General features: G+C 61.3%; 26 protein-coding genes and 1 pseudogene. 4 read left to right on the plus strand and 23 right to left on the minus strand.

Annotation, left to right across the window (positions count from 1 at the left end):
* Positions 1 to 75 precede the first annotated feature (75 nt).
* Complete coding sequence (locus tag J2J98_RS14800) at positions 76 to 267, minus strand: hypothetical protein (protein ID WP_064711504.1); 192 nt, start codon at positions 265 to 267, stop codon at positions 76 to 78.
* A gap of 232 nt (positions 268 to 499) precedes the next feature.
* Between J2J98_RS14800 and J2J98_RS14805 the strand changes: the two genes are divergently transcribed.
* Positions 500 to 643 carry a hypothetical protein gene (locus tag J2J98_RS14805; RefSeq protein ID WP_164517803.1) on the plus strand — a complete coding sequence of 48 codons (144 nt, stop codon included), beginning with the start codon at positions 500 to 502 and terminating at the stop codon, positions 641 to 643.
* A 31-nt stretch (positions 644 to 674) separates the two neighbouring features.
* Here J2J98_RS14805 and J2J98_RS14810 read toward each other — a convergent pair whose 3' ends face one another.
* Entirely contained in the window at positions 675 to 1,094 is a 420-nt protein-coding gene (locus J2J98_RS14810) for a GNAT family N-acetyltransferase (protein ID WP_207601445.1), read from the minus strand.
* A 191-nt stretch (positions 1,095 to 1,285) separates the two neighbouring features.
* On the opposite strand from J2J98_RS14810, the gene J2J98_RS14815 reads away from it, so the two are divergent.
* Complete coding sequence (locus J2J98_RS14815) at positions 1,286 to 2,026, plus strand: SIMPL domain-containing protein (RefSeq protein WP_138393100.1); 741 nt, start codon at positions 1,286 to 1,288, stop codon at positions 2,024 to 2,026.
* Positions 2,027 to 2,271: 245 nt separating this feature from the next.
* On the opposite strand, the gene J2J98_RS14820 is transcribed toward J2J98_RS14815, so the two are convergent.
* The 6 genes from J2J98_RS14820 to J2J98_RS14845 form a co-directional block, all read right to left on the minus strand.
* A complete protein-coding gene (locus tag J2J98_RS14820) occupies positions 2,272 to 2,616 on the minus strand; it encodes a hypothetical protein (protein ID WP_064705672.1) in 345 nt (114 codons plus the stop codon).
* A 169-nt stretch (positions 2,617 to 2,785) separates the two neighbouring features.
* Positions 2,786 to 3,091 carry a hypothetical protein gene (locus tag J2J98_RS14825; protein WP_064711502.1) on the minus strand — a complete coding sequence of 102 codons (306 nt, stop codon included), beginning with the start codon at positions 3,089 to 3,091 and terminating at the stop codon, positions 2,786 to 2,788.
* 239 nt (positions 3,092 to 3,330) lie between these two features.
* The gene (locus tag J2J98_RS14830) at positions 3,331 to 3,753 is read right to left on the minus strand and encodes a secondary thiamine-phosphate synthase enzyme YjbQ (RefSeq protein WP_064705674.1); all 423 of its coding nucleotides are present in this window, start codon (positions 3,751 to 3,753) and stop codon (positions 3,331 to 3,333) included.
* Positions 3,754 to 3,844: 91 nt separating this feature from the next.
* The gene (locus J2J98_RS14835) at positions 3,845 to 4,198 is read right to left on the minus strand and encodes a DUF1428 domain-containing protein (RefSeq protein WP_138393099.1); all 354 of its coding nucleotides are present in this window, start codon (positions 4,196 to 4,198) and stop codon (positions 3,845 to 3,847) included.
* Between the two features lie 93 nt (positions 4,199 to 4,291).
* Positions 4,292 to 4,891: a DUF922 domain-containing Zn-dependent protease gene (locus J2J98_RS14840; RefSeq protein ID WP_375337084.1), complete on the minus strand. Its 600-nt coding sequence runs from the start codon at positions 4,889 to 4,891 to the stop codon at positions 4,292 to 4,294.
* Between the two features lie 82 nt (positions 4,892 to 4,973).
* The gene (locus J2J98_RS14845) at positions 4,974 to 5,693 is read right to left on the minus strand and encodes a Crp/Fnr family transcriptional regulator (RefSeq protein ID WP_064711681.1); all 720 of its coding nucleotides are present in this window, start codon (positions 5,691 to 5,693) and stop codon (positions 4,974 to 4,976) included.
* A gap of 132 nt (positions 5,694 to 5,825) precedes the next feature.
* On the opposite strand from J2J98_RS14845, the gene J2J98_RS14850 reads away from it, so the two are divergent.
* Entirely contained in the window at positions 5,826 to 6,071 is a 246-nt protein-coding gene (locus tag J2J98_RS14850; protein WP_064705676.1) for a DUF6894 family protein, read from the plus strand.
* Positions 6,072 to 6,236: 165 nt separating this feature from the next.
* Here the strand turns inward: J2J98_RS14850 and J2J98_RS14855 are convergent, their stop codons facing one another.
* The 15 genes and pseudogenes from J2J98_RS14855 to dnaG form a co-directional block, all read right to left on the minus strand.
* Positions 6,237 to 6,467 carry a DUF6894 family protein gene (locus J2J98_RS14855; RefSeq protein WP_020921849.1) on the minus strand — a complete coding sequence of 77 codons (231 nt, stop codon included), beginning with the start codon at positions 6,465 to 6,467 and terminating at the stop codon, positions 6,237 to 6,239.
* A gap of 84 nt (positions 6,468 to 6,551) precedes the next feature.
* On the minus strand, positions 6,552 to 6,950 hold the full coding sequence (locus J2J98_RS14860) for a DUF427 domain-containing protein (protein ID WP_207601446.1): 399 nt from the start codon (positions 6,948 to 6,950) through the stop codon (positions 6,552 to 6,554).
* A gap of 79 nt (positions 6,951 to 7,029) precedes the next feature.
* Entirely contained in the window at positions 7,030 to 7,728 is a 699-nt protein-coding gene (locus J2J98_RS14865; RefSeq protein ID WP_207601447.1) for a B3/B4 domain-containing protein, read from the minus strand.
* 2 nt (positions 7,729 to 7,730) lie between these two features.
* A complete protein-coding gene (locus tag J2J98_RS14870; RefSeq protein ID WP_207601448.1) occupies positions 7,731 to 8,624 on the minus strand; it encodes a DMT family transporter in 894 nt (297 codons plus the stop codon).
* Between the two features lie 143 nt (positions 8,625 to 8,767).
* The gene (locus tag J2J98_RS14875) at positions 8,768 to 9,562 is read right to left on the minus strand and encodes an AraC family transcriptional regulator (RefSeq protein ID WP_207601449.1); all 795 of its coding nucleotides are present in this window, start codon (positions 9,560 to 9,562) and stop codon (positions 8,768 to 8,770) included.
* Between the two features lie 59 nt (positions 9,563 to 9,621).
* Positions 9,622 to 9,752: pseudogene (locus J2J98_RS30370) on the minus strand (APH(3') family aminoglycoside O-phosphotransferase); the annotation flags it as partial.
* Positions 9,753 to 9,810: 58 nt separating this feature from the next.
* Positions 9,811 to 9,972 carry a hypothetical protein gene (locus tag J2J98_RS14880; RefSeq protein ID WP_207601450.1) on the minus strand — a complete coding sequence of 54 codons (162 nt, stop codon included), beginning with the start codon at positions 9,970 to 9,972 and terminating at the stop codon, positions 9,811 to 9,813.
* Positions 9,973 to 10,079: 107 nt separating this feature from the next.
* Positions 10,080 to 11,195, minus strand: coding sequence for a DUF930 domain-containing protein (locus J2J98_RS14885; protein ID WP_207603142.1), 1,116 nt, complete (start codon positions 11,193 to 11,195; stop codon positions 10,080 to 10,082).
* A 74-nt stretch (positions 11,196 to 11,269) separates the two neighbouring features.
* Positions 11,270 to 11,563, minus strand: a complete 294-nt coding sequence (locus J2J98_RS14890; protein WP_064705681.1) for a GYD domain-containing protein — start codon at positions 11,561 to 11,563, stop codon at positions 11,270 to 11,272.
* A 307-nt stretch (positions 11,564 to 11,870) separates the two neighbouring features.
* Positions 11,871 to 13,925 carry an RNA polymerase sigma factor RpoD gene (gene rpoD / locus J2J98_RS14895; protein ID WP_064684285.1) on the minus strand — a complete coding sequence of 685 codons (2,055 nt, stop codon included), beginning with the start codon at positions 13,923 to 13,925 and terminating at the stop codon, positions 11,871 to 11,873.
* Positions 13,926 to 14,427: 502 nt separating this feature from the next.
* Entirely contained in the window at positions 14,428 to 15,465 is a 1,038-nt protein-coding gene (tdh, locus tag J2J98_RS14900; protein ID WP_064705682.1) for an L-threonine 3-dehydrogenase, read from the minus strand.
* A gap of 88 nt (positions 15,466 to 15,553) precedes the next feature.
* Positions 15,554 to 16,741 (minus strand): glycine C-acetyltransferase, encoded by a 1,188-nt coding sequence (locus J2J98_RS14905; protein WP_138393093.1) that lies wholly within the window; start codon positions 16,739 to 16,741, stop codon positions 15,554 to 15,556.
* A 63-nt stretch (positions 16,742 to 16,804) separates the two neighbouring features.
* A complete protein-coding gene (locus J2J98_RS14910; protein ID WP_207601451.1) occupies positions 16,805 to 17,533 on the minus strand; it encodes a class I SAM-dependent methyltransferase in 729 nt (242 codons plus the stop codon).
* 67 nt (positions 17,534 to 17,600) lie between these two features.
* The gene (gene recQ, locus J2J98_RS14915) at positions 17,601 to 19,469 is read right to left on the minus strand and encodes a DNA helicase RecQ (protein WP_207601452.1); all 1,869 of its coding nucleotides are present in this window, start codon (positions 19,467 to 19,469) and stop codon (positions 17,601 to 17,603) included.
* Positions 19,469 to 21,463 (minus strand): DNA primase, encoded by a 1,995-nt coding sequence (gene dnaG, locus J2J98_RS14920; protein WP_207601453.1) that lies wholly within the window; start codon positions 21,461 to 21,463, stop codon positions 19,469 to 19,471. The genes recQ and dnaG overlap by 1 nt, the downstream gene beginning before the upstream one ends.
* Before the next feature lie 667 nt (positions 21,464 to 22,130).
* On the opposite strand from dnaG, the gene J2J98_RS14925 reads away from it, so the two are divergent.
* Positions 22,131 to 23,021 carry a hypothetical protein gene (locus tag J2J98_RS14925; protein WP_207601454.1) on the plus strand — a complete coding sequence of 297 codons (891 nt, stop codon included), beginning with the start codon at positions 22,131 to 22,133 and terminating at the stop codon, positions 23,019 to 23,021.
* The last annotated feature ends 50 nt before the right edge of the window (positions 23,022 to 23,071 follow it).

Raw genomic sequence — 23,071 nt, forward strand, 5'->3', positions numbered from 1 at the left:
CGCCAAAGACACACTCGCAGAACTGTACGGTAGAGAACATATCCGCCGAATCTGTCATGGCAAGTGTCGCGCCTTCTAATAACTGCAAGAGCGTCCATCGCTGGGCCTGAACCCATTCCCGCAAGCCGGATTAAGCGGCCGCCCTTCCTGATAATAGCCGCCGATCGACGACGTCTGATCGACATTTCCTGATGAGGTGCAGGCCGAAGTGATCGTGGCAAGGCTGATCAGCGTTCCGGTCGCGACAAATGCGAAAAAACGGTTCATCTGAACTTCTCCTTCGGAGGGGCGTAGCTTAGCCCGAGCCTGCAATCTACCACGCCGCGATGGACAAGGGAGGATTGATAACGGCCGGTTAACCCTCCACAGGCCGCTCTTAACGTCAATGTGATCGCTTTGCACACCTGTGCATAGCAGTCATGCCAAATTGCCCATTGTTATGGCAGCCTGGGCAAAATATATGCCGCCGGCTAACAAAAAAAAGAATGAGTGAACTGCCATGAGCATACAGAAACTTTTCAACCGCAACCTCCTGACCCGCTTCGTCGCCGGTCTCGGTGCGGTTCCCCAGCGCATCCGCGAAGCCCGCGAAGAGCGCAAGCCCGCGATCCATCCCTCCTTCATGGATGATTTCGGCGCCTGACGCGCCGCGAAGCCGCCGCCGACAGCTCCTATCAAGCGGCGGCGGACAATTCTTTTCGGAACCATGTCCGATCGACCGGCCGGCCTTCGGCCCGCCCGCCGATCCTGCCGAATTCGACATAGCCTAGTTTCGGATAAAAGGCCGGCGCCTGGGTCGAGAGCGTATCAACACAGGCCGTGCCGGCAGCACGGCGTCGCCCCTCCTCTTCCGCCGCCGCCATCAGCTTCGTGCCGATGCCGGTAAGCCTCCGCGATTTCTCAACCCACATGTTGCCGATGAAGAGGATCGAGACGGAAACGGACGCGGTGATTCCGCCGAGAAGCCTCCCATCCTCGCGCCAGATGATGGCGAAGGCTTCGCGCCGGATGTTCGAGCTCTCGTTGAAGGCGCTGAGGCCATCGGAAATCGCAGCCACGATATCGGCCGGCACGGGATCCAGCATTTCGAACATTGTTTCCTCGCCATGATAGTTGCCGCATGATAACGGCCTGCAGGCTGCGGTCCAGACGGCCTTGGTTTTGCGGCAAGCCGGACGCTCTGACATTTTTCTGCCAATGCGGCCGCGCCCGTTCCTTCCGCCGCAATAGCTTCACAATCAACCGACAGAAAGCTGATCGGGAAACGACAACTAGGGAATGAAACATGGCGCCGATTCTCTCGAAGACACTTATGATGACTGCCCTTCTTGCCCTGCCGCTCGGCAGTGCAGCGCCTGCATTGGCGCAGGAGACAAAGCCGCGTGAGGCGGTGATTTCGGTGACGGGCGATGGCGAATCGTCGCTGGCGCCCGACATGGCCGTCGTCAACCTCGCCGTCGTCAAGCAGGCGAAGACCGCCCGTGAGGCGCTCGACGAGAACAACAAGGCGATGAACGACGTGCTGAAGTCGCTGAAGGACGGCGGTATCGCCGAGCGCGACCTGCAGACCTCGGGCTTTTCCATCCAGCCGCAGTATAATTATCCGCAGCCGGTCGACGGCCAGCAACAGCAGCCGCAGTTGATCGGCTATCAGACGATCAACTCGGTTACCGTCCGCCTGCGTGATCTTTCCAAGCTCGGCCAGGTGATTGACCAGTCGGTGACGCTCGGCATCAACCAGGGCGGCGACATCCAGTTCACCAATGACAAGCCGGACGCGGCGCTCGAAGAGGCGCGCAAGAACGCCGTCGCTGAAGCAGTCAAGAAGGCGAAGACGTTGAGCGAAGCCGCCGGCGTCAAGCTCGGCCGCATCCTCGAGATCAACGAGAATGTGCCTCGCCCGCTGCCGCAGCCGGTCTATCGCGCCACGATGATGAAGGAAGCTGACGTAGCGGCCGTCCCCGTCCAGGGCGGCGAGAACAATTACACTGTCAGCGTCACTGTGACCTTTGCCATCGAGCAGTAAATCGCACCTGGAAAGAGGTGCAATGGGCAGCAGATCCTCGACGAGAGGTTGATGGAGCCCGGTTCTGCGCTGCGGCCGTCCAAAGGCCCCCTCCCCACACGGGGGAGGGTTCGGCGGTCTCGGTCACTGGTCGAACCGACGCAAAACAATCCCACAAAATAGAAAACCGCCCTTGCCGATCGTGGAGACCGGCAAAGGCGGTTCTGGCGTCCGCATCGGGGAGACGCGGCCCGTATCTACAAAAATCAGCGGCGCAGAGGGGGGCAGCCGCGGACGTTGCCGAAGCTCATTTCATCGGGGCCGCGGCGGGTCCAGCCCTGGACGATGACTCGGCGCGGGGTGATGTCGACGACGCGCGCGCGGCGGAAGCCGTAATCGCGGGCGAGATCTTCAGCCAGACGCGGATCGCAGCCGCGCGGACGCCGATTGAAGCCCGGCGGCGGAGGCGGACGGCGGTAATCGCGCGGCGGCTCGCGATCCGGATCACCGATAATGATACTAAACTGGGCGGCAGCCGGAACCACCGTGCCGGCAAGAGTGCCGGCGGTCAGCATGGCGGCAAGACCCGCCTTTGCCAGAAACTGCATCATCAAAGAAAGCCTTTCGTTCTATAATCGGTGCGGTCGAACCGCCCTCCCCACGCTCCGCATCAAAGCGTCAGTGGAATCACTTATACAAATCTGAGAAGAGACGGCTGGAAGTGCCGCCGTCAAGGCAAAAGGAGCGGCGAGCGCGTGTCGGCGCCTGCCGCTCGGAGGCTCAGCGCCGGATCAGCGGACAGCCGCGGACATTGGCGAAGACCATCCTGTCCCAGCCGCGACGGTCGCGCCCGGCCACGACGACGACACGGGGCGACATGCGGGTGACATGGGCTCTGCGCAGGCCGAAATCGCGCGCCTTGCGCACGGCGTGCATCGGCGAGCAGCCGCGGATCGGGCGGTGATATTGCGCCTCGACGATGAAGCTCGTCTGCGGCCCTGCGGCTGCCGCCGTGGAAACAGTGGCCGGTATTGATGAGAGGGCGAGCACTGCGGCAAGGCAAGCCTTGGTGAGGAAATGCGTCATGGAGTGTCTCCGTCGATTGGTCTTTTAAGCTCTCCCTTCAGGGATTGCCTCGACAGTAAACGCTGCAAGCTGAATGGTGTTCGAACCGGGCATTCAGTTTGCATTCACAAGAAGATGAGTGGTTTTCGATCGTCATCAACCCACCCACGCCCTTCGCAGCCCGTTTATACACCAACGGCAACGTACAAGGACGAGGGCTGATCGGGGTGTCAAGGCCCCGGAGAGGGAAGGACGCACGCTCAGGTCCCGAGATGCAGCACGATTTCGCGCCTGTGGGGCCGGTCGCGATGCTCGAAGAGATAGAGGCCCTGCCAGGTGCCGAGCGTCAGGCGCCCCCTGGCGACGGGAATGCCGATCGACACCTGTGTCAGCGCCGCTTTGATATGCGCCGGCATGTCGTCCGCCCCCTCGGCCCTGTGCACGACCCAGCCCATCGACGGATCGGAGGCAGGCGGCACGAGGCGGCGGAAAAAGGCGAGAAGGTCGGTGCGCACGTCGGGATCGGCATTTTCCTGGATCAGCAACGAACAGGATGTATGGCGCACGAAGACGGTGAGAAGTCCCTCCTCCCGCCCCGAGGCGCTGACGAAGGCCGCCGCCTGATCGGTGAATTCGTAAAGTCCCTGGCCGCGCGTGGACAGGGTGAGGATTGTCTGGGGCACGGGCGCTCTCCATCTCGCAATGACACTCCCCGCGAGTTGGCGCGCCGTGACGGCCAAGTCAATGCCTGGCTGAAGCCGCGGCTGAGCGGGGTCAGAGCTTCAGCAGCATCTCGAAACCGCCATAGATCATCCGCTTGCCGTCGAACGGCATCTGCCATTGATCGCCCTGAAGCCTTGGATCGCCCATCACCTTGGCGTTGACGTCGTCGCGTTCCTGTCGCGACCGGTATGTAATCCAGGAAAACACCACGACCTCGTCCTCCTTGGCCTGCACCGCGCGGGGAAAGGAGGTCAGCTCGCCATAAGGCACGTCGTCGCCGACGCATTCGACATATTCGAGCGCGCCATATTCCTTCCAGATCGAGCCGGCGAAGGTCGAGAATTTTTTGTAGGCCTCGATGTTCTCCCTCGGCACCGCTACGACGAAACCATCGACATAGGACATAACACACCTCCTCGCTCATCCCGGTTAGCGGCAGAGATAGGAGGCCAGCGGGGCAGGTCCAGGTACGAAGCGGAAGGCAGGCTCTTCATGCACTCACGGCCCGTTCACCAGCTTGAGGATGAGCTGGTGGATATTGCCGCCGTCACCCATCTCGACCTTGTCGAAATCGCGCCCGCGCTGGCGCTGCCTTGCGGAAATCTCGCCGAGGCGGCGTGTCAGTTCGACCCGGATTTTCTTGCAGTCTGGGTCGTCGGCAACGGTGAGGCCGACGCTCATCGTCTCGATCTCCTTGACCATTTCCTTGATGGTTTCGCCATGCACCCGCTCATGCGCGGCAACGCCCGAGATGAAGCCCTCCCAGCTGCTCTTGACGGCTGGCGGCAGCGCGGCCGAGGGCTTCGGCAGCGTGTAGGTGATAATGAGCTTCGGCCGGTTTGTGACGATGACGCAGGCATTGCCCTGCGGCTCGTATTTGCGGGTCCAGGTGAGCTTGAACGTCGTATGGGCGATGACCCGCCCGGTGACGCCGGCCTTAGGCCCCTGTGCCCCGATCGATTCATAAAGCTCGGCACCCGTCCTGCCTGAAATCGAATAGGGCCGCACCTCCTCGATTGCCTGCCATTCGGTCTGCGCCGCCGCCGGCAATGCCGCGGCAACCGCCGCCAGCACACAAGGTAGAAATATCGTCTTCACGCATCGCCCCGCCGAATGATTCCCGCCGCCGAACCTAACGATGCCGTTCCGTGCTTTCAACGCACATGCGAGGCCGCTGATATCAGCGCGGCTCCCTGGAGATGCTGAGATAGACGGGGTCGAATTCGGCGATCTCCTGCAGGCGTTCCCAGTCGACGATGGTGATGGTGCGGTTTTCCCAGGTGAAGACGCCCTCGCGCCTGAGGGCCTGCAGCGTCTTGTTGAGGTGGACGACCGAAATGCCGAGCACGTCGGCCATCTCGATCTGCGTCAGCGGAAACTGAAAGCTTTCGCCCCGCGTCCGCCTGACGACCTGCAGCCGCATGAAGAGCTCGCAGACGAGATGGGCGATCTGGGCGCGTTTCGAGCGCCGGCCCATGGCGACGATCCATTCCCGATGAATTGCGCCATCGACCAGCGTGTCGAGCCAGAGCAGCCGCGTCAGATGCGGCATGCGCTCGGTGATCGCCCGCAAGTCGGCATGATCGGCCAAGGCGACGTGACAGGGCGAGAGCGCGACGATGCCATGATCCATCTTCTTGACCGGGAAGGCATGGAGGTCGACAAAATCGCCGGCGACATGCAGGGCGGTGATCTGCCGGCTGCCGTCCGCCATCACCTTGTAGCGCGCCGCAAAGCCATCGAGCAGCAGCGTGCTGTAGGGCGGCCGGCTTCCCTCCGGGACGAGATCCTCCCCGGCGGCAAAATGCCGGTCCTTGACGAGGATGGATCGGAGAAGGTTTTCCTCCTCGCTCGACAGCACGTCACGGCTTCCAAGGTTCAGCAACAAGGCTTCAATCACGGTCATGTCCCCCAATCTTGCGAGGGTTAGGGACCGCCTCGGTGCGATCCATATTTTCTATGAGAATCAATGCCTAGCCTCGGGAACAATTGTCTTCATCAGTTATTTCTCCTGTGACGCGCAGGAAAGAACATGGCTCGCTACTATTTCGATCTGCACAACGGGGAAGGTCCGACGCGCGACGAGCACGGCACCGAGCTCAAATCTCGTGAAGACATCCCCAAAGAGGTGACCCGCATCCTGTTGGACGTGGCCCGTGACGAATTGCCGGGAGGTGACCGCATGACGATTGCCGTCACCGTCCGCGACGAGCGCGGCGATCCGGTCACGGTCGCCAGCCTCGTCTTCAGCAATGAATGGCTCGACGTCATGCGATGACGGCCTCCATTGAGGCTGCCGCCGGGTCCCGTATTTGCATCAATCCGACTCGGTCGATGGACGCGACGCTAAGGCCCACTGTCAAAGGCGGCAATTAAATTTGACATAGTTTCGCCGCCCCAAGGCGACGCCTGCAGGCATTGTCCATGCGGATACCAATTACGGCTATTTCGCGATTTCTTCGAGAATGAGCCGGATCTCCGCAAGCGGTTTGCGGCTTTCGTCGAAGAGTTCGACCGAAAGCATGTTCAAAGGCGCAGTCGGCAGGCCTTCGGCTGCCATCTCCGCGAGCACCCTTCGCGCTTCGGCCTTGGCGGCCTCGACGGATTCGAATTCGTATCCGGTCTCGGTGCCGACACCATCACGATCGAAGAGCTGGAAGTGGAATTTCGGCACGGCATGCTCCTTCGATAATGCCCCTAACGATCCCGCAGGCGGCAGGTTCCGCCGGGAGAATTTTCAGCGGCCGCCACCGTGGCGTCAGAAGGCGCCGGGCTCGGGCGAAGCCATTTCCTCAATCGCGTCGACACGGTCGGGATAGAAGGCGAGATGGTCCTTGATGTTGCTGACAGCCGCATGCGGGGCTTCGTAAGTCCAGACGGCGTTCTCAGCGCGTTCGCCACCCAAAGCGATGCTGTAATAGGAGGCGTCGCCCTTATAGGGGCAATGCGTGCGGTGATCGGTGCGCTGAAGCAGGGTCATGTCGACATCCCGACGCGGAATATAATGGACCGGCGGATAGGAGGCCTCGCGCAGCGTCAGCGCGTTGCGGCTATCGGCTATCGTCCTGTCGCCGAAGGTGACGACGACGCGGCAGGGATTGTGCTCGACGGTGATCGGATGGTCCGGACCCGGGATCTTGATCGACTTGTCCAACATGCAGTTCGTCTCCAGAGGATAGCGATGCTCCTGAGATAGGGCGCCCATGCCGCCGGCCCAACCCCGGCTTTGCCTCCCATCACGCCTGGAAATCGAAACGCGGCGATGCACGCCCGAGAGTGGCGGTCATCGGCGTCACCGGCCAGTGACGCGCAAGCGCATCCGCGAGCGTCGCAACCAGCCTGCCCGTGTCCCCGCCGGCGCCGGCATGCAGCGCCTCGGCGACGATCAGCACCGAGCGCGTCGTCTCCCGAACCGCAGAAAGCCCGCTCTGCCTGTTCGTCCAGCGGCGGGCATGCGCTCTGCCTTCGCCATCCGCGAAAATCACCTCGTTTGGCTCCGGATGTTCGCTTTCACCGCCGAAGGTGAGATAGGTCTCATGTCCCGTTGCGTGCCTCACCTGGAACTCGCCGGCGATATTTTCCGTGTCGAAGACGGCGACAGGGATGGCAAAGGCGAGTGAAATCGCGTTGCAGAGATCGATGAGCGGATGAAGGCGCGGCAGGGCGCGCTCCTTGCGGAAACGGCGCAGCAGCGCCTCGGAGGCCGAGCGATACTGCGTCGGCTTCAGCCCCATGCGGGAAAAGCCGCGCCGCCAGGCCTGGATCTCCGGGAACTCGCCTTCCTGTGCTTCAGCGAGGCGGGCCTCGGCAATCGCGCTGAAACTTGCGATCGCCTCCTCGACATCTACCGCCGCATGAATGCCCCCGGCGTGAAGCACGCCGGCGCCAAGTTCCGGAAAAGCCTGCCATATCGCGTCGGAATGGCTGAACTGCATGGTCATTTCCCCTCGATAATTTTTCTGTGGCTTCCTGCAAAGACAAGCCCTGACATGGCCGCCAGCACGCAGACCACGCCGGCAATCTGGTTGAAGCCGACCGGCTCGCCGAGAATGACGAAGGCTAGCATGACGGCCGAAACCGGAGCAAGCGCGGTGAAGAGCGCAGCTTCGGTGCCGCTTACCCTCTCTGCCCCGGCATACCAGAGCAGGAAGCCGCCGACGGTCGGCACCAGGGCATAATAGACGATGGCAGCGGCAGCGCTTGTGGAAAATCCATGCGCAAAGGGCGCCTCGAAAATGGCCGGAATGATAGAGACGGCGAAGCCGATGCCGGTCATCAGCGTCGACTGGGCAAGCGGCGCAATGTCAGCCGTCAGCCGCTTGTTCAGGAGAATGAACAAGCCTTCGCAGATCACCGCGAGGAAAATCAACGCATTGCCGGCAAGGGAACCACCGGTCGCCTCCGGCGTGAAGGCGATCGAAAACACACCGGCGCTCGCGAGCGCCACGGCCAGCAGAAGGGCGCGCCCCGGCCGTTCGCGCAGCACGAGGATCGAAACCGCCGCCGAGACCACCGGCAGTGTGCCGATGATGACGCCGGCATCGGCCGCCGAGGTCAGGCTGAGGCCCGATATCAGCAGCGTCGTATACCCGACGCTGCCGGCGCCGGCCTGAATGACGAGGATCAGACGGTCATGCCCTGAGAGCTTCGGCAACCGGGCGCCGCTTGCCCGCATCAGCAGGAAAAAGACGGGGAGAGCGAGGGCGAAACGCAAGGCGGTGGCGGTGAACGGCGGCAGTCCCGAAGCAATAATCTTGCTCGCAATGACAGTGCTGCCGACCGTCAGCATTGCCACCGCCAGATAGAAATAGCCTTGAACCTGTCTCGACATGCAGCGCTCCTGTTGGATGCGCCGAGGAAACAGCAGGGACCGGTCCGGGTCTTGAACGAAATTGCAGGGCGTCACCCACGATCAGCCCTCCTCCCGAGGCGCGCAGGCCGGAGCCTCGAAGGACGAGGGCGAATGGCTGGACCTCAGATAAACGCGCCGGCATAAAGCCGCGGCGACAGGCCGTATTTGCGCACGAAGACGCGCGTCATATGGCTCTGGTCGGCAAAGCCGCTGGCAAAGGCGGCCTCCGCAAGCGGCGTGCCCTGAGCGATCAGCCGCCGGGCGATATGAATGCGGGCCTGGACGAGATAGGCATGCGGCGTCAGTCCCGTCGCCCTGGCGAAGCCGCGCAGCAGCTGGAAGCGGCTGAGGCCGCTTTCCCTGGAAAGATCGGCAAGCGAGACGGCGGCAAGAGGGTCGTCATCGATCAGATCCCGCGCCGCGCGAATGGACGCCGGCACCGGTGGCCTCTCCTCGCCGCCGGCGCTTTCCCGCATGACATCGGCCACGAGTTGCAGAAGCAGCTCCTCGCAAAGCAGCCCGTCGGGGGCTTTCGCGGTCACCGCGCGAAACAATGCTTCGAAGCGGCCGGCGATCGCCGCGTCACGAATGACGGGGTGCGGGATTTCCGAGCGCGCTGCGCCCATCTCTTGCGAGAGACCAGTGACGATCTCGGGATCGAAATAGAGGATGCGCCACGACCGGCGCTCGCCTATCGGCGCGCCGTCATGCACCTCGTTCGGATTGACGGTGATGATATCGCCGGCCTCGGCCTCCACCATGCCGCGCCCGCTAAGCGATTTCTGTGCCCCCGACGAGACGAGGCCGATGCCAAACTGCTCATGCGTGTGCCTGGCGAAACTATGAGGCGTTTCGGCTTCCACCGCTTCGACGCCCGTCACCGCCGAGCGCAGCATCCTGAACTGGTTTTTCGGCATTTCACATCCGCAGGTCCGATCCGGCAACTCTGCCAGCCGGGCCCCGGTGACGCAACCGTCTAAAAGAATTCGTCGAGCTGCTGGAAGTAATCGAGCCTTGCCGGGTCGGGCGTCGGCAGACCGTAGCGATCGAGAAATGGCTGCACCAGCGCCTCGCCGAATAGGCGATGCTACGGCAGGCGAGCGCAATAATCTTGATAGCCGGAGAGACGCGCGCCGAAGAATCCAGCCGGCAATGCCTTGAAATGTCAATGAAGCGTTTCGGCAGGGGCTGCTTCGAGCAGGATCTCGAAAGCCTCTTCGAGCGCCGCCACCAGAATATCGGTCAGCTCATCGCCCTTGCTTTCCAAAAACAGCGCGCTCACGGCTTCGTCCTGCCGCTCCAGAAACTGCTCGATCTCGTTCGACATATCATTGTCCCTTCTTCACCGTACCATCACGGCCAATGAGGAGAGGTTAGGTAGAGTTCCTTGCGCGTGGCTGGTTGTTTCTGAGCGCAGTTCAGGATCACGAGGAGCTAGTCGCGAATGTTAAATTCGGCGTACTGGCTGCGGGGGATCAAGTCTCCGACTTTGTAGAAGAACGCCAGGACCTTTGTGGCATCAGCGTTTACCTCGCACCGGAACTGAATACGATACCAACGGCCGGAGCCGCTCACGAAACGGCCCCTCTGCCGCACCTCCACCACTGTTTCGTTCGTGAATTTATAGGAAGGAAGACCAGCTCCTCGATACTTAGGCGATTCGTGCTCAAGCTGTTGGCCGAGCTCGGTTCGACACAGTTCGTCCATGCGTTGACCGCGCGACATATTGCCGATCGCCGTGCGAGCAACGGGATCATCGGTGATACTACGTGAAAACAGCGTCTTTGCCTGTGGCAATTGCTCCCTCAGCGCCTCGTCCTCCTGTTGCGTCGGCTTTTTTGTTTCCGAAGGCCTCTCCATTTCGAAGTTCGTCTGCGCTTCTTCCGTTGTAGCGGCGACAGGCGCATCTCGTTCCGGATGAATATCCACCGCCGCAACTTCCGGCAAATTCACGTCCTTAGGAACAGGATTGCCCGAAGGTTGTTGGATCGAAGCCGGCTTTTCCGCTGCATTCTCGGCGGGCTCAGGTTGCGTCGGTGTCGGCGCGGATGGTGGAGGGACAGGCGCCGCGTTTGGCTCACCTTGCGAGGAACTTCCGGTGCTCGATTTCTTCGGGCCGGTATCCTCGTCCCCGAATTCAAAGACCGGACGCGTCGCTGGCAGTGGGTTGCGCGCCTTGGGCTGAAGCTCTGCAGCTTCCTTTGGCGGAGGAGGCGGCGGTGGTGGTGGCGGCGGAGGCGCCTTCTTGGCCTCTTGCGGCGGCTTCGGCTCCGGCGGTTTCTCCTCGGGTTTCTTCTCTTCCGGCTTCTTCTCCTCCGGCGGCGGGACGAGCTCCACCTTCACGCTCTCGTCCTCCGGCGGCTTCGGCTCGATCTTCGGCAGGCCGAAGATAAGGAGGGCAACGACCGGCACATGCAGAAGCACGGACGCGCCGATACCCCAGCGGATTTCGGGCCGCCGTTTTACCGTTTCATGACTCGTCTCTGCCAGTTCCACTTCTTCGGTCACAGGAGCGATGTGGCCTTTAAAGCCGGCAGCATCAAGCCGCAAAAGCAAAAAACCTCGTGATCGCCGTCCCTCATCGGCCGGCAGGGCGGCCGTCGCCAGCGTATTGTGGCTTCGGTCTAGCTGAGCGAACCTATCAGATCCCTATAGGCCGCCTCCGGGAAAGCCTTCAGCGTCTCAGTCCTGACATTGCCGCCCATTGACAGAGCCAGGGTGAAATGCGCCATGACGGCATCATCGGGCGCCTCGCAGACGGCGACCATGTCATGCCCGCCCATCGTCAGATAAAATTGGGTGAAGGAGCCGCCGACGCTGGCGAGCAATTTCTTCGCGGCGTCGAGCCGTTTTGGCGAATCTCGGACGTTGCGGATGCCCTGGTCCGTCCAATCGATCAAAAGAATGTAAGTGGTCATATCGCACCTCCCAGAGCGTGGTGCCGAAAAGGTGAGCAGACGACATCATGCTCTATTTCCTGATGCAGATCCGGATTCGGATTTCAGGCCGGCAGGGCCTGCAATCATCTGGACCAGCGGAGGATAGGCCGTGCAGGCATATGTCGCCCCTCGGTCGCGCGTTGCGACCGATCCTTCCCCCGCGGCCGGATTATAGGCTTGTCACCACAAAGGGACAAGAAAGCCGCGGAATCATCGGGACTAATCATAAAGCAAAAGCCGGGCGTAAAACCCGGCTTTTTCAAATCATGATGGCATTGTCGAAACGTCAGCTGTCGAGGAAGGAGCGCAGCTTTCTCGAGCGGCTCGGATGCTTCAGCTTGCGCAGCGCCTTCGCCTCGATCTGGCGGATACGCTCGCGGGTGACCGAAAACTGCTGGCCGACCTCTTCGAGCGTGTGGTCGGTGTTCATGCCGATGCCGAAGCGCATGCGCAGGACACGTTCCTCGCGCGGCGTCAGCGAGGCGAGGACGCGGGTCGTCGTCTCGCGCAGGTTCGCCTGGATGGCCGCGTCGATCGGCAGCAGCGCGTTCTTGTCCTCGATGAAATCGCCGAGATGCGAATCCTCTTCGTCGCCCACCGGGGTTTCGAGCGAGATCGGCTCCTTGGCGATCTTCAGGACCTTGCGGACCTTTTCGAGCGGCATGGCAAGCTTTTCGGCCAGTTCTTCCGGCGTCGGCTCACGGCCGATCTCGTGCAGCATCTGGCGCGATGTGCGGACGATCTTGTTGATCGTCTCGATCATGTGCACCGGAATACGGATCGTGCGGGCCTGGTCGGCGATCGAACGGGTGATCGCCTGACGGATCCACCACGTCGCATAGGTCGAGAACTTGTAGCCGCGGCGGTATTCGAACTTGTCGACCGCCTTCATCAGGCCGATATTGCCTTCCTGGATGAGGTCGAGGAACTGCAGGCCGCGGTTCGTGTACTTCTTGGCGATGGAGATGACGAGGCGAAGGTTCGCTTCGACCATTTCCTTCTTGGCGATGCGGGCTTCGCGCTCGCCCTTCTGCACCATATGCACGATGCGGCGGAATTCCGAGATCGAAATTCCGGTCTCGGTCGCCAGATTCTGGATCTCCTGGCGGATGTCTCGGATCGTCGTGTTTTCGCCCTTGGCGAATTCCTTCCAGCCGCGGGCGGCCAGATTGCCGATCGACTTCATCCAGTTCGGGTCGAGTTCGGCGCCCTGGTACTGTTCCAGGAAGCTATCGCGCTTCACGCCGTAGGATTCGGCCAGACGCAGCAGACGTCCCTCGTTGGAAACGAGTCGCTTGTTGATGTCGTAGAGCTGCTCGACCAGAGCGTCGATGCGGTTCTGGTTCAGGGACAGGGACTTGACCGCCTTGATCAGCTCATCCTTGAGCTCCTTGTAGCGGCGCTCCTGGGCTGAAGACAGCGTGCCGGACGCCGACAGGCGCTGCTCGACCTGCTGGTCCTGCAGCTTGCGCAGCTTCTTATAGGTCTCGGCGATCGTATCCAGCGTCTCCATCACCTGCGGGCGAAGCTCGGCTTCCATGGCCGCCAGCGACAGGTTGGATTCGTCCTCGTCCTCTTCCTCCTCTTCGGGAGGCAGTCCTTCGCCGCCGACATCGGTGATGTCGTCGTCGCCGGAACGGGCGCGCCGGGTCTTTTCCTTCTCCTCAGCGGCCTTGCGGTCGGCCTCGATCTTTTCGGGGCTCTGGAACTGCGGCGCAGCCTTGGCTTCCGGACCGGAATAGGTCGTTTCGAGATCGATGATCTCGCGCAAGAGCGTCGTGCCTTCGTTGAGTTCGTCGCGCCAGATGATCAGCGCCTGGAAGGTCAGCGGGCTCTCACAGAGGCCCGCGATCATGGTCTCGCGGCCGGCTTCGATCCGCTTGGCGATCGCGATTTCGCCCTCGCGCGACAGAAGCTCCACCGAGCCCATCTCGCGCAGATACATGCGAACCGGATCGTCGGTGCGGTCGGTCGGTTCCTTTTTCTTGGCGGTCGCAAGCGCAGTGCCACCCGAAGGCGCGAGTTCGCCGCCTTCGCTGTCGTCGTCGCCACCAGCGTCGTCGTCATCGCCGCCCTGGGCTCCGGCCTCTTCGGCTTCCTCGTCCTCGATGACGTTGATGCCCATGTCAGACAGCATCGACATCGTGTCTTCGATCTGCTCGGAGGTGACTTCCTCGGACGGCAGGACGGCGTTCAGCTCGTCCATCGTCACATAGCCGCGCTTCTTGGCGGCCTTGATCATCTTCTTGACCGCGTCGTCGGAAAGATCGAGAAGAGGGCCGTCGCTTGCGCCGTCGCGTTCGACTTCCGCGTCTTCGTTCTCTTTGACCTTGGTTGCCATTTATATCGTCGCCTTCCTGACGCTATCCAATCTCGCTACGGTGAATGGGCCGTCTCAGGCCTGACGCACCGCTCGCGCCGCCCTAGAATCACCTTGCCCACCTAACGGGATGACGTTTAAAGTCTGATTAACCACGATAGCCGGTGCCGGACAGCAAAGATTTCTTGCTTTTGGCTTTCCGGCCATGGTTGCGCGATCCGCCTTGACCCAGTTCACCGTTTCAACAAGTCGAACGGTGATTCCCACATTTTTTGTTCTCGTCAAGCTTTTCCAGCAAAAAAGCACGCGAAAACTCGGAAAAAGCCTTATCCACAGGCTTTGAACCGCGGCTGCGATTGCGAACCTTATTTAAGAAGCAGCGAACAAAAGACAAGGGTGGCAAAGATTTTGCCTGCTGCATCTATCATTGCGGCGGCTTTCGAAGTTGTGCCGGGAATATATGCCCTCTTAGCGGGCGGGCATCGGCCGGGCCGCAGGGCGCGATGCCGCAATTGCATCCTCCTCACATCCAGTCCATCACGACCTTGCCTGAGTTCCCGGAGCGCATCGCCTCGAACCCGTCGCGGAAATCGTCGATTTTGATGCGATGGGTGATGATGGGCGAAAGATCGAGGCCGCCCTGCACGAAGGCGATCATCTTGTACCAGGTTTCGAACATCTCGCGGCCGTAGATGCCCTTGAGATTGAGCATCTTGAAGATCACCTTGTTCCAGTCGATCTCGAAGCCCGCCGGCGCAATTCCGAGAATGGCGATCTTGCCGCCATTGTTCATCTTGTCGATCATGTCGCGGAAGGCAGGCGCCGCGCCCGACATTTCGAGCCCGACATCGAAACCCTCCGTCATGCCGATCGCCTTCATAACATCGGCAAGATTTTCCTTCGATGCGTCGACGACATGATCGATGCCCAGCTTGCGCGCCAGATCCAGACGGTGCGGATTGATGTCGGTGATAACAACCTTGCGGGCGCCGGAACGCTTGGCGACCAGTGCTCCCATGATGCCGATCGGCCCGGCGCCGGTGACGAGCACGTCCTCGCCGACGAGATCGAAAGAGAGTGCTGTATGCACGGCATTGCCGAACGGATCGAAGATCGCTGCGATCTCGTCTGATATATCGTCCGGGATCGGCACGACATTGCTTTCGGGAATGCAGACGAACTCGCCGAAGGAACCCGGCCGGTTGACGCCGACGCCGAGCGTGTTGCGGCAGAGATGCCCCCTGCCCGCCCGGCAGTTGCGGCACTTGCCGCAGACAATATGCCCCTCGCCGGAGACCCGCTCGCCGATATGATAGCGGGTGACCGCCGAGCCGATCTCGGCTATCTGGCCGGAGAACTCATGGCCGACGACCATCGGCACCGGAATGGTCTTCTGCGCCCACTGGTCCCAGTTCCAGATATGCACGTCGGTGCCGCAGATCGCCGATTTCTTCACCCGGATCAGCACATCGTTCGGCCCGACCTCGGGCACCGGCACATTCTCCATCCAAAGCCCGACTTCCGGCTTCGATTTGACCAGCGCCTTCATCATGTTAGACATATGCATATCCCGCCTTTGCTTCGCGCCAGCTTCGCTATCCCCTCTTCCTCCCGCTGGGGAGAAGGAGTAAATCGCGACTTCCCCATCCTCAAATCACGCCCAATTCCCGCCCTGCCTCCGCAAAAGCCGCAATCGCCCGCTCGACGTCCGCCTTCGAATGCGCCGCCGACATCTGCGTTCGGATCCGGGCCTGGCCTTTCGGCACGACGGGGAAAGAGAAGCCGATCACATAGATCCCCTTCTTCAGCATCAGGCTTGCCATGTCCTGCGCGAGCTTGGCATCGCCAAGCATGACGGGGATGATCGGATGGCCTTCCCCTGCGAGCTTGAAGCCGAGCTTCGTCATTTCAGTGCGGAAGAGATCGGCATTGTCGGAAAGGCGCTTGCGCAGGGCATCGCCGTTTTCGATCAGGTCGAAAACTTTCAGCGAGGCAGCGGCGATGACGGGCGCCAGCGTGTTCGAGAACAGATAGGGCCTAGAGCGCTGCCGCAGCCATTCGACGATTTCAGCTCTCGCCGAAGTGTAACCGCCGGAGGCTCCGCCGAGCGCCTTTCCGAGCGTGCCTGTTATAATGTCGATCCGGCCTTCGACGCCGCAATATTCCGGCGAACCGCGGCCGTTCTTGCCGACGAAACCGACCGCATGACTGTCATCGACCATGACCATCGCGCCGTATTTCTCCGCGAGATCGCACACGCCTTGCAGATTGGCGATGATCCCGTCCATGGAAAAGACGCCGTCGGTCGCAATCATCTTGAAGCGGCTGCCTTCGGCTTTTTTCAGCTCATCTTCCAGCGCCGCCATATCATTGTTGGCGTAGCGGAAGCGCTTTGCCTTGGAGAGGCGCACGCCATCGATGATCGAGGCATGGTTCAGCACGTCGGAAATAATCGCATCCTCTTCGCCGAGCACCGTCTCGAACAGACCGCCATTGGCGTCGAAACAGGAGGAATAGAGGATCGTGTCTTCCATGCCGAGAAAGGAGGAGATGCGCGCTTCGAGCTGCTTGTGCTCCTCCTGCGTTCCGCAGATGAACCGCACCGACGCCATGCCGTAACCGTAGCGGTCGAGCGCTCTCTTGCCGGCCTCGGCCAGTTCCTCATTATCGGCAAGGCCGAGATAGTTGTTGGCGCAGAAATTCAGCACCCGCTCGCCCGTGGAAATCGCAATTTCGCCGGCCTGCTTGGAACTGATGACCCGCTCCGACTTATAAAGGCCGGCATCCTTCAGGGCCGAAATCTCGGCCCGGAGATGGGAAAGAAATGGCGAGGTCATGGGCAGCCCTTCCTGACGTTTCTATAGGCCTCGGGTTAGCATATCGCCACCGGCTTGTCTTCTTCAGCGCTGCGCCGAGATCAGCAGGAACATCGGCCGGTCCATTTCCGTCGTCCAGTCGGGATTATCCCGCAATTCCTCCTTGGTCGGGCTCCACTCCTCGACATGGCGGATGGAAAAGCCAGCCCCGATCAAGGCGTTGAGCGTCGTACTAAGCTTGCGGTGCTGCTTGATCACGCCCTTGGCGAGCCAGTCCGTCGTGCGCGCGCCTTCGACGGAATAGCGATCGAGCGGCCAGATCCGTCGCCCTTCGGCATCGCTCGTCCAATCCGGCCTGCTTGGCGCCATATAGATCGGATGCTCGATGGTGAAGACGAAATGCGATCCCGGCAGAAGCGCGCGTTGGACCATCGCGACGAGCCCGGTGAAATTCTCGATATAGTGCAGCGCCAGCGAACTGTAGGCGAAATCGAAAGCGCCTTCGGCAAGTTCGAGATATTCGAGATCGGCGATTTCGTAGGTGACCGCCGCATCGCTCGTATCGGCCCTGGCTCTGGCGATCATCTTTTCTGAAATATCAAGGGCGAGCACGCTTGCGGCACCCTGGCTTCTGGCAAAACGCGAAAACCAGCCGAAGCCACAGCCGAGATCGACGACGCGTTTGCCGGTAAGATCGGGCAGAAGCGCACGCACCGCTGGCCACTCGGCCGCTCCGCCGAGCCCGCGAAGAGATCGGCTAAGGTCGCTGTATCCGGCGAAGAATTCCGGCCGGTCGTAGATATTCTGAGCCATCGGCATTTCTCCTCGGAGCAGCATCTATCATGCCAATCCGGCCGATCTCAAGGATCGCCCTGACCCTTCAGTCCTTGTCGTGAGAGAGAATGATCTCCAGAAACGCGTCGCCATAGCGCTCGAGTTTCGATTGGCCGACGCCCGATATGCCGAGCAATTCCTTACGGTTGCGCGGCCGTTCCGTCGCGAAGGCAATGAGCGTCGTGTCGGGAAAGACGACATAGGGCGGCACGCCGAGCGATTTGGCGATCCGCATGCGCTCGGCCCGCAGCGCCTCGAAAAGCGTGCCGTCGGCGCCCGACAGGCCCGATTTGCGCTCGCTGCGCTCGGCCTTCTTCGTGCGCCGCTCCGAGGCCGGCCTGTCCTTGCGGAAGAATACCTGTCGCTCTTGCTTGAAGACGGCGCGCGCCTCCGGCTCCAGCTTCAGCGCTCCATAAGCCTCATGATCGATGCGGATCAGCCCCATGGCGAGCAGCTGGCGGTAGACGGATTGCCATGTGCGCGCGGGAATGTCCTTGCCGGCGCCGAAGACCGGCATATCGACATGGCCGAAACGTTCGGTCTTTTCGTTGACGTTGCCGACCAGAACATCGATCACATGGCCGGCGCCGAACCGCTCGCCGGTGCGGTAGACGGCGGCGAGCGCCTTGATCGCCGCTTCCGTGCCCTCCCAGGTTTCGACCGGTTTCAGGCAGGTGTCGCAATTGCCGCATTGGCCGGCATGAGCCTCGCCGAAATGGGCAAGGATCGCCTGCCGACGGCAGGAGGCGGTTTCGCAGATCGCCAGCAAGGCATTGAGCTTGGCGCGCTCGACCCGCTTGATCTCGTCTGCGGCATTGCCCTCGTCGATCATGCGGCGGCGTTGGATGACGTCGGCCATGCCATAGGCCATCCAAACGTCGGACGGCAGGCCGTCTCGGCCGGCGCGCCCGGTCTCCTGATAATAGGCCTCCACCGAGCCCGGCAGATCGAGATGGGCGACATAACGCACATTCGGCTTGTCGATGCCCATGCCGAAGGCGACGGTCGCGACCAGGCAGAGGTTCTCTTCTTTCAGGAAAGCATCCTGATTGGCGTCGCGCAGCGCCCGGTCCATGCCGGCATGATAGGGCAGCGCACGGATGCCCTGCCCGTTCAGCCAGTCGGCCGTATCCTCGACTTTGGCGCGCGACAGGCAATAGACGATGCCGCTGTTGCCCTTATGGCCGGACAGGAAGCGCAGGAGCTGCTGGCGCGGCTGGTCGCGCTCGACGATTTCATAGGCAATATTCGGCCTGTCGAAGCTGGTGGTGAAGACTTCGGCATTGCCGAGCCCCAGCCGCTCGACGATATCGTCACGCGTATGCGGGTCGGCCGTTGCCGTCAGCGCCACGCGGGGTACATCAGGATACTGCGCGCCGAGGCGGCCGAGTTCGCGATATTCCGGGCGGAAATCATGACCCCATTGGGAGACGCAATGGGCCTCATCGATGGCAAACAGCGCGATCTTCTCACTTGCGATCAGCTCGCGGAAACCGTCGGTCAGGATGCGCTCGGGCGTCACGTAGAGAAGGTCGAGCTTTCCCGCCAAAAGCGCGCGGCGGACCTCGACGAATTCCTCGCGCGATAGTGACGAATTCAGTGCCGCAGCCCTGATGCCGAGCTGCTTCATCGCCTCCACCTGATCGCGCATCAACGCAATCAACGGCGAAACGACGATGCCGACGCCGTCGCGGCAAAGCGCCGGAATCTGAAAGCACAGCGATTTGCCCGCACCTGTCGGAAAAAGCACCACCGCATCACCGCCCGAAACCACGTGCTCGACCACCTGCTGCTGCTTGCCGCGGAAGGAGGAATAGCCATAGACCTGCTTCAGGACGTCCAGCGGCGAGCGGCCGGCGGAAAACAGCGCATCGGAAGCGGAAAAGCCAGGTTCATTACGTTCGCTGAGCGGCATCAGTGGTTCGCCGCCCCCTTGACGCGGCCGGAAAGCACGCCGAAGCCGTCGATGATCGCCTCCTGGTTCTCCAGGCGCACACCTTCGTAATGCACTTCCTGTTGCGCCCGCATCAGCTGCGCTATTGCCTCGCCATCGCCGGCTTCAGTCGCGAGCGCGATTTCGCGCTCGAGTTCCATCTTCTGCCGGCGCAGCGCTTTGGCGCGCTTGTGAAAGGCGAGCGCCTGGCGATATCCCTCGCGTGCATCCTCAATCGCCGCCTCCTCGGTCGCCGTCCACAGCCGGGCATTGCGCACCTGCTGATCGAGGCTCTTGATGAGCGGGCCGAAACCTTCGAATTCCAGTCTTTCGGTCAGATATTCCCGCGTCAGATGTGGACCGGCGACGGCAGCCGCAGCCCCCAGCATCGCCGACCAGAGCCGCTGCAGCGGCTTGCTGTCATATTCGATTGCAGCGATCTCGTCATAATCGTCTATCATCAGCGAGGGATGGTTGACGATCGTCAGCGCCAGCACGCTTTCACGCAGAGCCGCATTGTCCTGATGACCGCGCACAAGGCCGGAGCGGGCAAGCCGGTCGGAAATGACGTTCGGAGTTTTCGGCCCCGCCTTGCCGCCATTGTCGCGGCCTGCCCGGCCGCTGAAGCCGCGCCGCTCGCCATTGCCGCGGTTCTGGAACTGAGGTTGGAAGAAGGCGTTCAGCCGGTCGCGTATATCCTGCTGGTAGTGACGGCGCACATTTTCGTCGGCGATGACGGAGACGAGCTGTTTCAGCCGCGCCTCAAGCTCGGCGCGCGCTTCCGGCGTGTCGAACTTGCCGGTGTTGATCTCGCGGTTCCAGAGCATATCGGAGAGCGGCTTTGCCTGGCTCATCACCTTGTCGAAGGGAGCGCGCCCTTCATCACGCACGAGATCGTCGGGATCCTTGCCGTCGGGCAGGAGCGCGAAGCGGACGGAGCGGCCGGGCTTCAGATGCGGCAGCGCCAGTTCGGCAGCGCGATTGGCGGCGCGAATGCCGGCGCCGTCGCCATCGAAGCAGAGCACCGGCTGCGGCACCATTTTCCAGAGCAGCTCGAGCTGGTTTTCCGTGAGCGCCGTGCCGAGCGGCGCAACGGCGTTCTCGATGCCCGCCTGATGAAGTGCGATCACGTCCATATAGCCTTCGACGGCAATGATGGTGCCGCTCGCATTCTCATCCTGAGGATCGCCGCGCCCGGCTCCCTGGATTGCGCGGCGCGCGCGGGCGAAATTGTAGAGCACGTTGCCCTTGTGGAAGAGCTCCGTTTCATTGGAGTTCAGATATTTCGCCGGCGCATCGGACGACATGGCGCGGCCGCCGAAGGCGATCACCTTTTCCCGGGACGACAGGATTGGGAACATGATCCGGTCGCGGAAGCGATCATAGGAGACCGGCACGTTTTCATGAACGACCAGGCCGCAGGCCTCGATCTGCTCCTTGGAAACGCCCTTGCCGGCGAGGAATTCCTTGAGTGCATTGCGGCTGTCAGGCGCGTAACCGAGACGGAAGGTCTCGATGGTACGCCCGGTCAGCCCGCGATCGCGCAGATAGGCGCGCGCCTTTGCCCCATTCGCCGTCTGCAGCTGATCCTGAAAGAAGCACGTCGCCATTTCCATGACGTCGATCAGCGAACCACGTTCCTTTTCGCGCTTCTCCGTCGCGGCATCGGCAAGCGGCATCGGCACGCCTGCCATGTCGGCAATCTGCTGCACCGCCTCGGGAAAACTCAAGCCCTCCAGCTCCGTCAGAAAGCGGAAATGGTCACCGGTGACGCCGCAGCCGAAGCAATGATACCGGCCCTTTCGATCCTCGCAGTGGAAGCTCGGCGATTTCTCGCCATGGAAGGGGCAGCAGGCCCAGTAGTCACCACGCGAGACATTGGTCTTGCGCTTGTCCCAGCTGACTCGGCGCGCGATCACGTTCGAAATCGGAACGCGGTCGCGGATTTCATCGAGAAAGGTGTTGGAAAAGCGCATTTATACCTCTTGGCCAAGCTCCATATAAGCTGCTTTGCCGCACCATGCCACGAAACTCGTCAGGAAAACCCGCTATTCACAGGCAAGTGCACCCGACCTCGGCGGCGTCGTCATCCAATCAACAACGCGTGAGCACCCCCCGCGACAGGGGTGCGACATTATTTTCGCCGAACAGGCGGAGGCCGGCCACCGCAAGTGCTCCGGCATGAGGGGTGTGCGGACAGAATTTGGAATAAAACATCTGAAAACAGAAGCTTACGGCCATCGTCGACGCACGTCGTGATCTTCGTGGCGCCTGCTGAACCCTCGCTTCGAAGCCTCTCAAAGTGCCATTTCCGGCAATCATTATTTTTTTGTAATTTGAACAAGCCGCCGCACCGCAATAGGTTCGATCTCAACAAAGCGATCCCCGAGCGAAGCACCATCCCTACCCCCGGCGCCGCTTCGCAAGGGTGCCTTTGCAAATACCCTCCGGCTTGGGCCTCGGCCCTGCGTTGCCGGCGGAAGCAAAGAGCAAGAAGGCAGGAGCGCCCCCAGCTCCTGCCTTCTTAATTTTTGGCTCTCTCCGAGACAGTTTCGCTTTTAGAATTAACCGTTTGTTGACAATAGCATTGACATGCTGCGCTCGCATGAAAGATGAATGCGCCGACATCCTGGACCGCTTTCAATGGCCTTCACTGCGGAAAATCTTGCAGCCGACGATCGCTTTCTCGCTGCAATCCTTCATTGCGCCGATCAGCTCCTTGCGATCTATCACGAGAGCCCGCGCATCGGCTCCATCTTCGCAGCGCAGCAGCGCTGGCTGATGGCGCATGCCGGCTTTGCGCTTCATTACGGCTTTCCCGACGACGGCCAGAGCCCCGGTCTCTATTCCGGCCGCTTCATCGATTTCGCGGTCAAGCATGACATCGCCAGCCGCAACACGGCCGCTGCTTTCATGCAGGAAATGCTGGCCTATCGCTTCCTCCGACTGGTTCCCGGCCCCGACAGGCGCACGCGCTATTTGGAACCCACCGAGATCGCCGAGCAGAATTTCACCCGATGGCTCGTCACCCATATGATGATGCTCGACAGCCTCGACGGCGGCGGGCGCGCCGACAGGATCCTCGCCGATCCTTCGGCCATGATGGCGGCGATCCAGCCGCGGATCGCAGCGGCGATCATAGGGAGTGAAGCGGTGCGCAGTCCCGGCCCCACCTTCAACTTATTCAACTGGGCGAATTCCGGCGGGCTGGTGATGGACTACCTGATCTCACGCCTCCCGGAATTTCCCAAGACGGAAGAACGCGTCGTCCTCGGTTCGCTGTCGCTCAGGGAAATCCGCGAACAGTTCATGATCTCCAACACGCATCTGAAACGGCTTCTGACCCAGGCGGCGACCATGGAAAGCATTGGCTGGACCAAACCTGCCCGCAAGGGCGACTTCTGGCTGTCAGGCCGTTTCATCCTTGAGTATCGCAGTTACCAAGCGGCGAAGTTCGCCATTGTTGACGCCGCCGCCGAGACCGTACTCGGGCCTGCGGTTCGCAATGAACTGCAGGCAAGGCGGGTCGTCTAGCGCATCGGTCCTAAAATCGGAATCGATTTTCGGAAAAGCACGATGCGCAG

The organism is Rhizobium bangladeshense (genome assembly GCF_017357245.1).
Taxonomy (GTDB): Bacteria; Pseudomonadota; Alphaproteobacteria; order Rhizobiales; family Rhizobiaceae; genus Rhizobium; species Rhizobium bangladeshense.

What these genes read in the sequence shown, in the direction of transcription:
- J2J98_RS14860 (WP_207601446.1), bottom strand. Translation starts at nt 6,950, where the DNA reads ATGTTGGACAAGTCGATCAAGATCCCGGGTCCGGACCATCCGATCACC.
- J2J98_RS14820 (WP_064705672.1), bottom strand. Translation starts at nt 2,616, where the DNA reads ATGATGCAGTTTCTGGCAAAGGCGGGTCTTGCCGCCATGCTGACCGCC.
- J2J98_RS14835 (WP_138393099.1), bottom strand. Translation starts at nt 4,198, where the DNA reads ATGTCCTATGTCGATGGTTTCGTCGTAGCGGTGCCGAGGGAGAACATC.
- J2J98_RS14800 (WP_064711504.1), bottom strand. Translation starts at nt 267, where the DNA reads ATGAACCGTTTTTTCGCATTTGTCGCGACCGGAACGCTGATCAGCCTT.
- J2J98_RS14910 (WP_207601451.1), bottom strand. Translation starts at nt 17,533, where the DNA reads ATGGCTCAGAATATCTACGACCGGCCGGAATTCTTCGCCGGATACAGC.
- J2J98_RS14880 (WP_207601450.1), bottom strand. Translation starts at nt 9,972, where the DNA reads ATGTCGAACGAGATCGAGCAGTTTCTGGAGCGGCAGGACGAAGCCGTG.
- J2J98_RS14810 (WP_207601445.1), bottom strand. Translation starts at nt 1,094, where the DNA reads ATGTTCGAAATGCTGGATCCCGTGCCGGCCGATATCGTGGCTGCGATT.
- J2J98_RS14865 (WP_207601447.1), bottom strand. Translation starts at nt 7,728, where the DNA reads ATGCAGTTCAGCCATTCCGACGCGATATGGCAGGCTTTTCCGGAACTT.
- J2J98_RS14850 (WP_064705676.1), top strand. Translation starts at nt 5,826, where the DNA reads ATGGCTCGCTACTATTTCGATCTGCACAACGGGGAAGGTCCGACGCGC.
- J2J98_RS14825 (WP_064711502.1), bottom strand. Translation starts at nt 3,091, where the DNA reads ATGACGCATTTCCTCACCAAGGCTTGCCTTGCCGCAGTGCTCGCCCTC.
- J2J98_RS14815 (WP_138393100.1), top strand. Translation starts at nt 1,286, where the DNA reads ATGGCGCCGATTCTCTCGAAGACACTTATGATGACTGCCCTTCTTGCC.
- recQ (WP_207601452.1), bottom strand. Translation starts at nt 19,469, where the DNA reads ATGCCGCTCAGCGAACGTAATGAACCTGGCTTTTCCGCTTCCGATGCG.
- dnaG (WP_207601453.1), bottom strand. Translation starts at nt 21,463, where the DNA reads ATGCGCTTTTCCAACACCTTTCTCGATGAAATCCGCGACCGCGTTCCG.
- rpoD (WP_064684285.1), bottom strand. Translation starts at nt 13,925, where the DNA reads ATGGCAACCAAGGTCAAAGAGAACGAAGACGCGGAAGTCGAACGCGAC.
- tdh (WP_064705682.1), bottom strand. Translation starts at nt 15,465, where the DNA reads ATGTCTAACATGATGAAGGCGCTGGTCAAATCGAAGCCGGAAGTCGGG.
- J2J98_RS14805 (WP_164517803.1), top strand. Translation starts at nt 500, where the DNA reads ATGAGCATACAGAAACTTTTCAACCGCAACCTCCTGACCCGCTTCGTC.
- J2J98_RS14905 (WP_138393093.1), bottom strand. Translation starts at nt 16,741, where the DNA reads ATGACCTCGCCATTTCTTTCCCATCTCCGGGCCGAGATTTCGGCCCTG.
- J2J98_RS14875 (WP_207601449.1), bottom strand. Translation starts at nt 9,562, where the DNA reads ATGCCGAAAAACCAGTTCAGGATGCTGCGCTCGGCGGTGACGGGCGTC.
- J2J98_RS14925 (WP_207601454.1), top strand. Translation starts at nt 22,131, where the DNA reads ATGGCCTTCACTGCGGAAAATCTTGCAGCCGACGATCGCTTTCTCGCT.
- J2J98_RS14890 (WP_064705681.1), bottom strand. Translation starts at nt 11,563, where the DNA reads ATGACCACTTACATTCTTTTGATCGATTGGACGGACCAGGGCATCCGC.
- J2J98_RS14870 (WP_207601448.1), bottom strand. Translation starts at nt 8,624, where the DNA reads ATGTCGAGACAGGTTCAAGGCTATTTCTATCTGGCGGTGGCAATGCTG.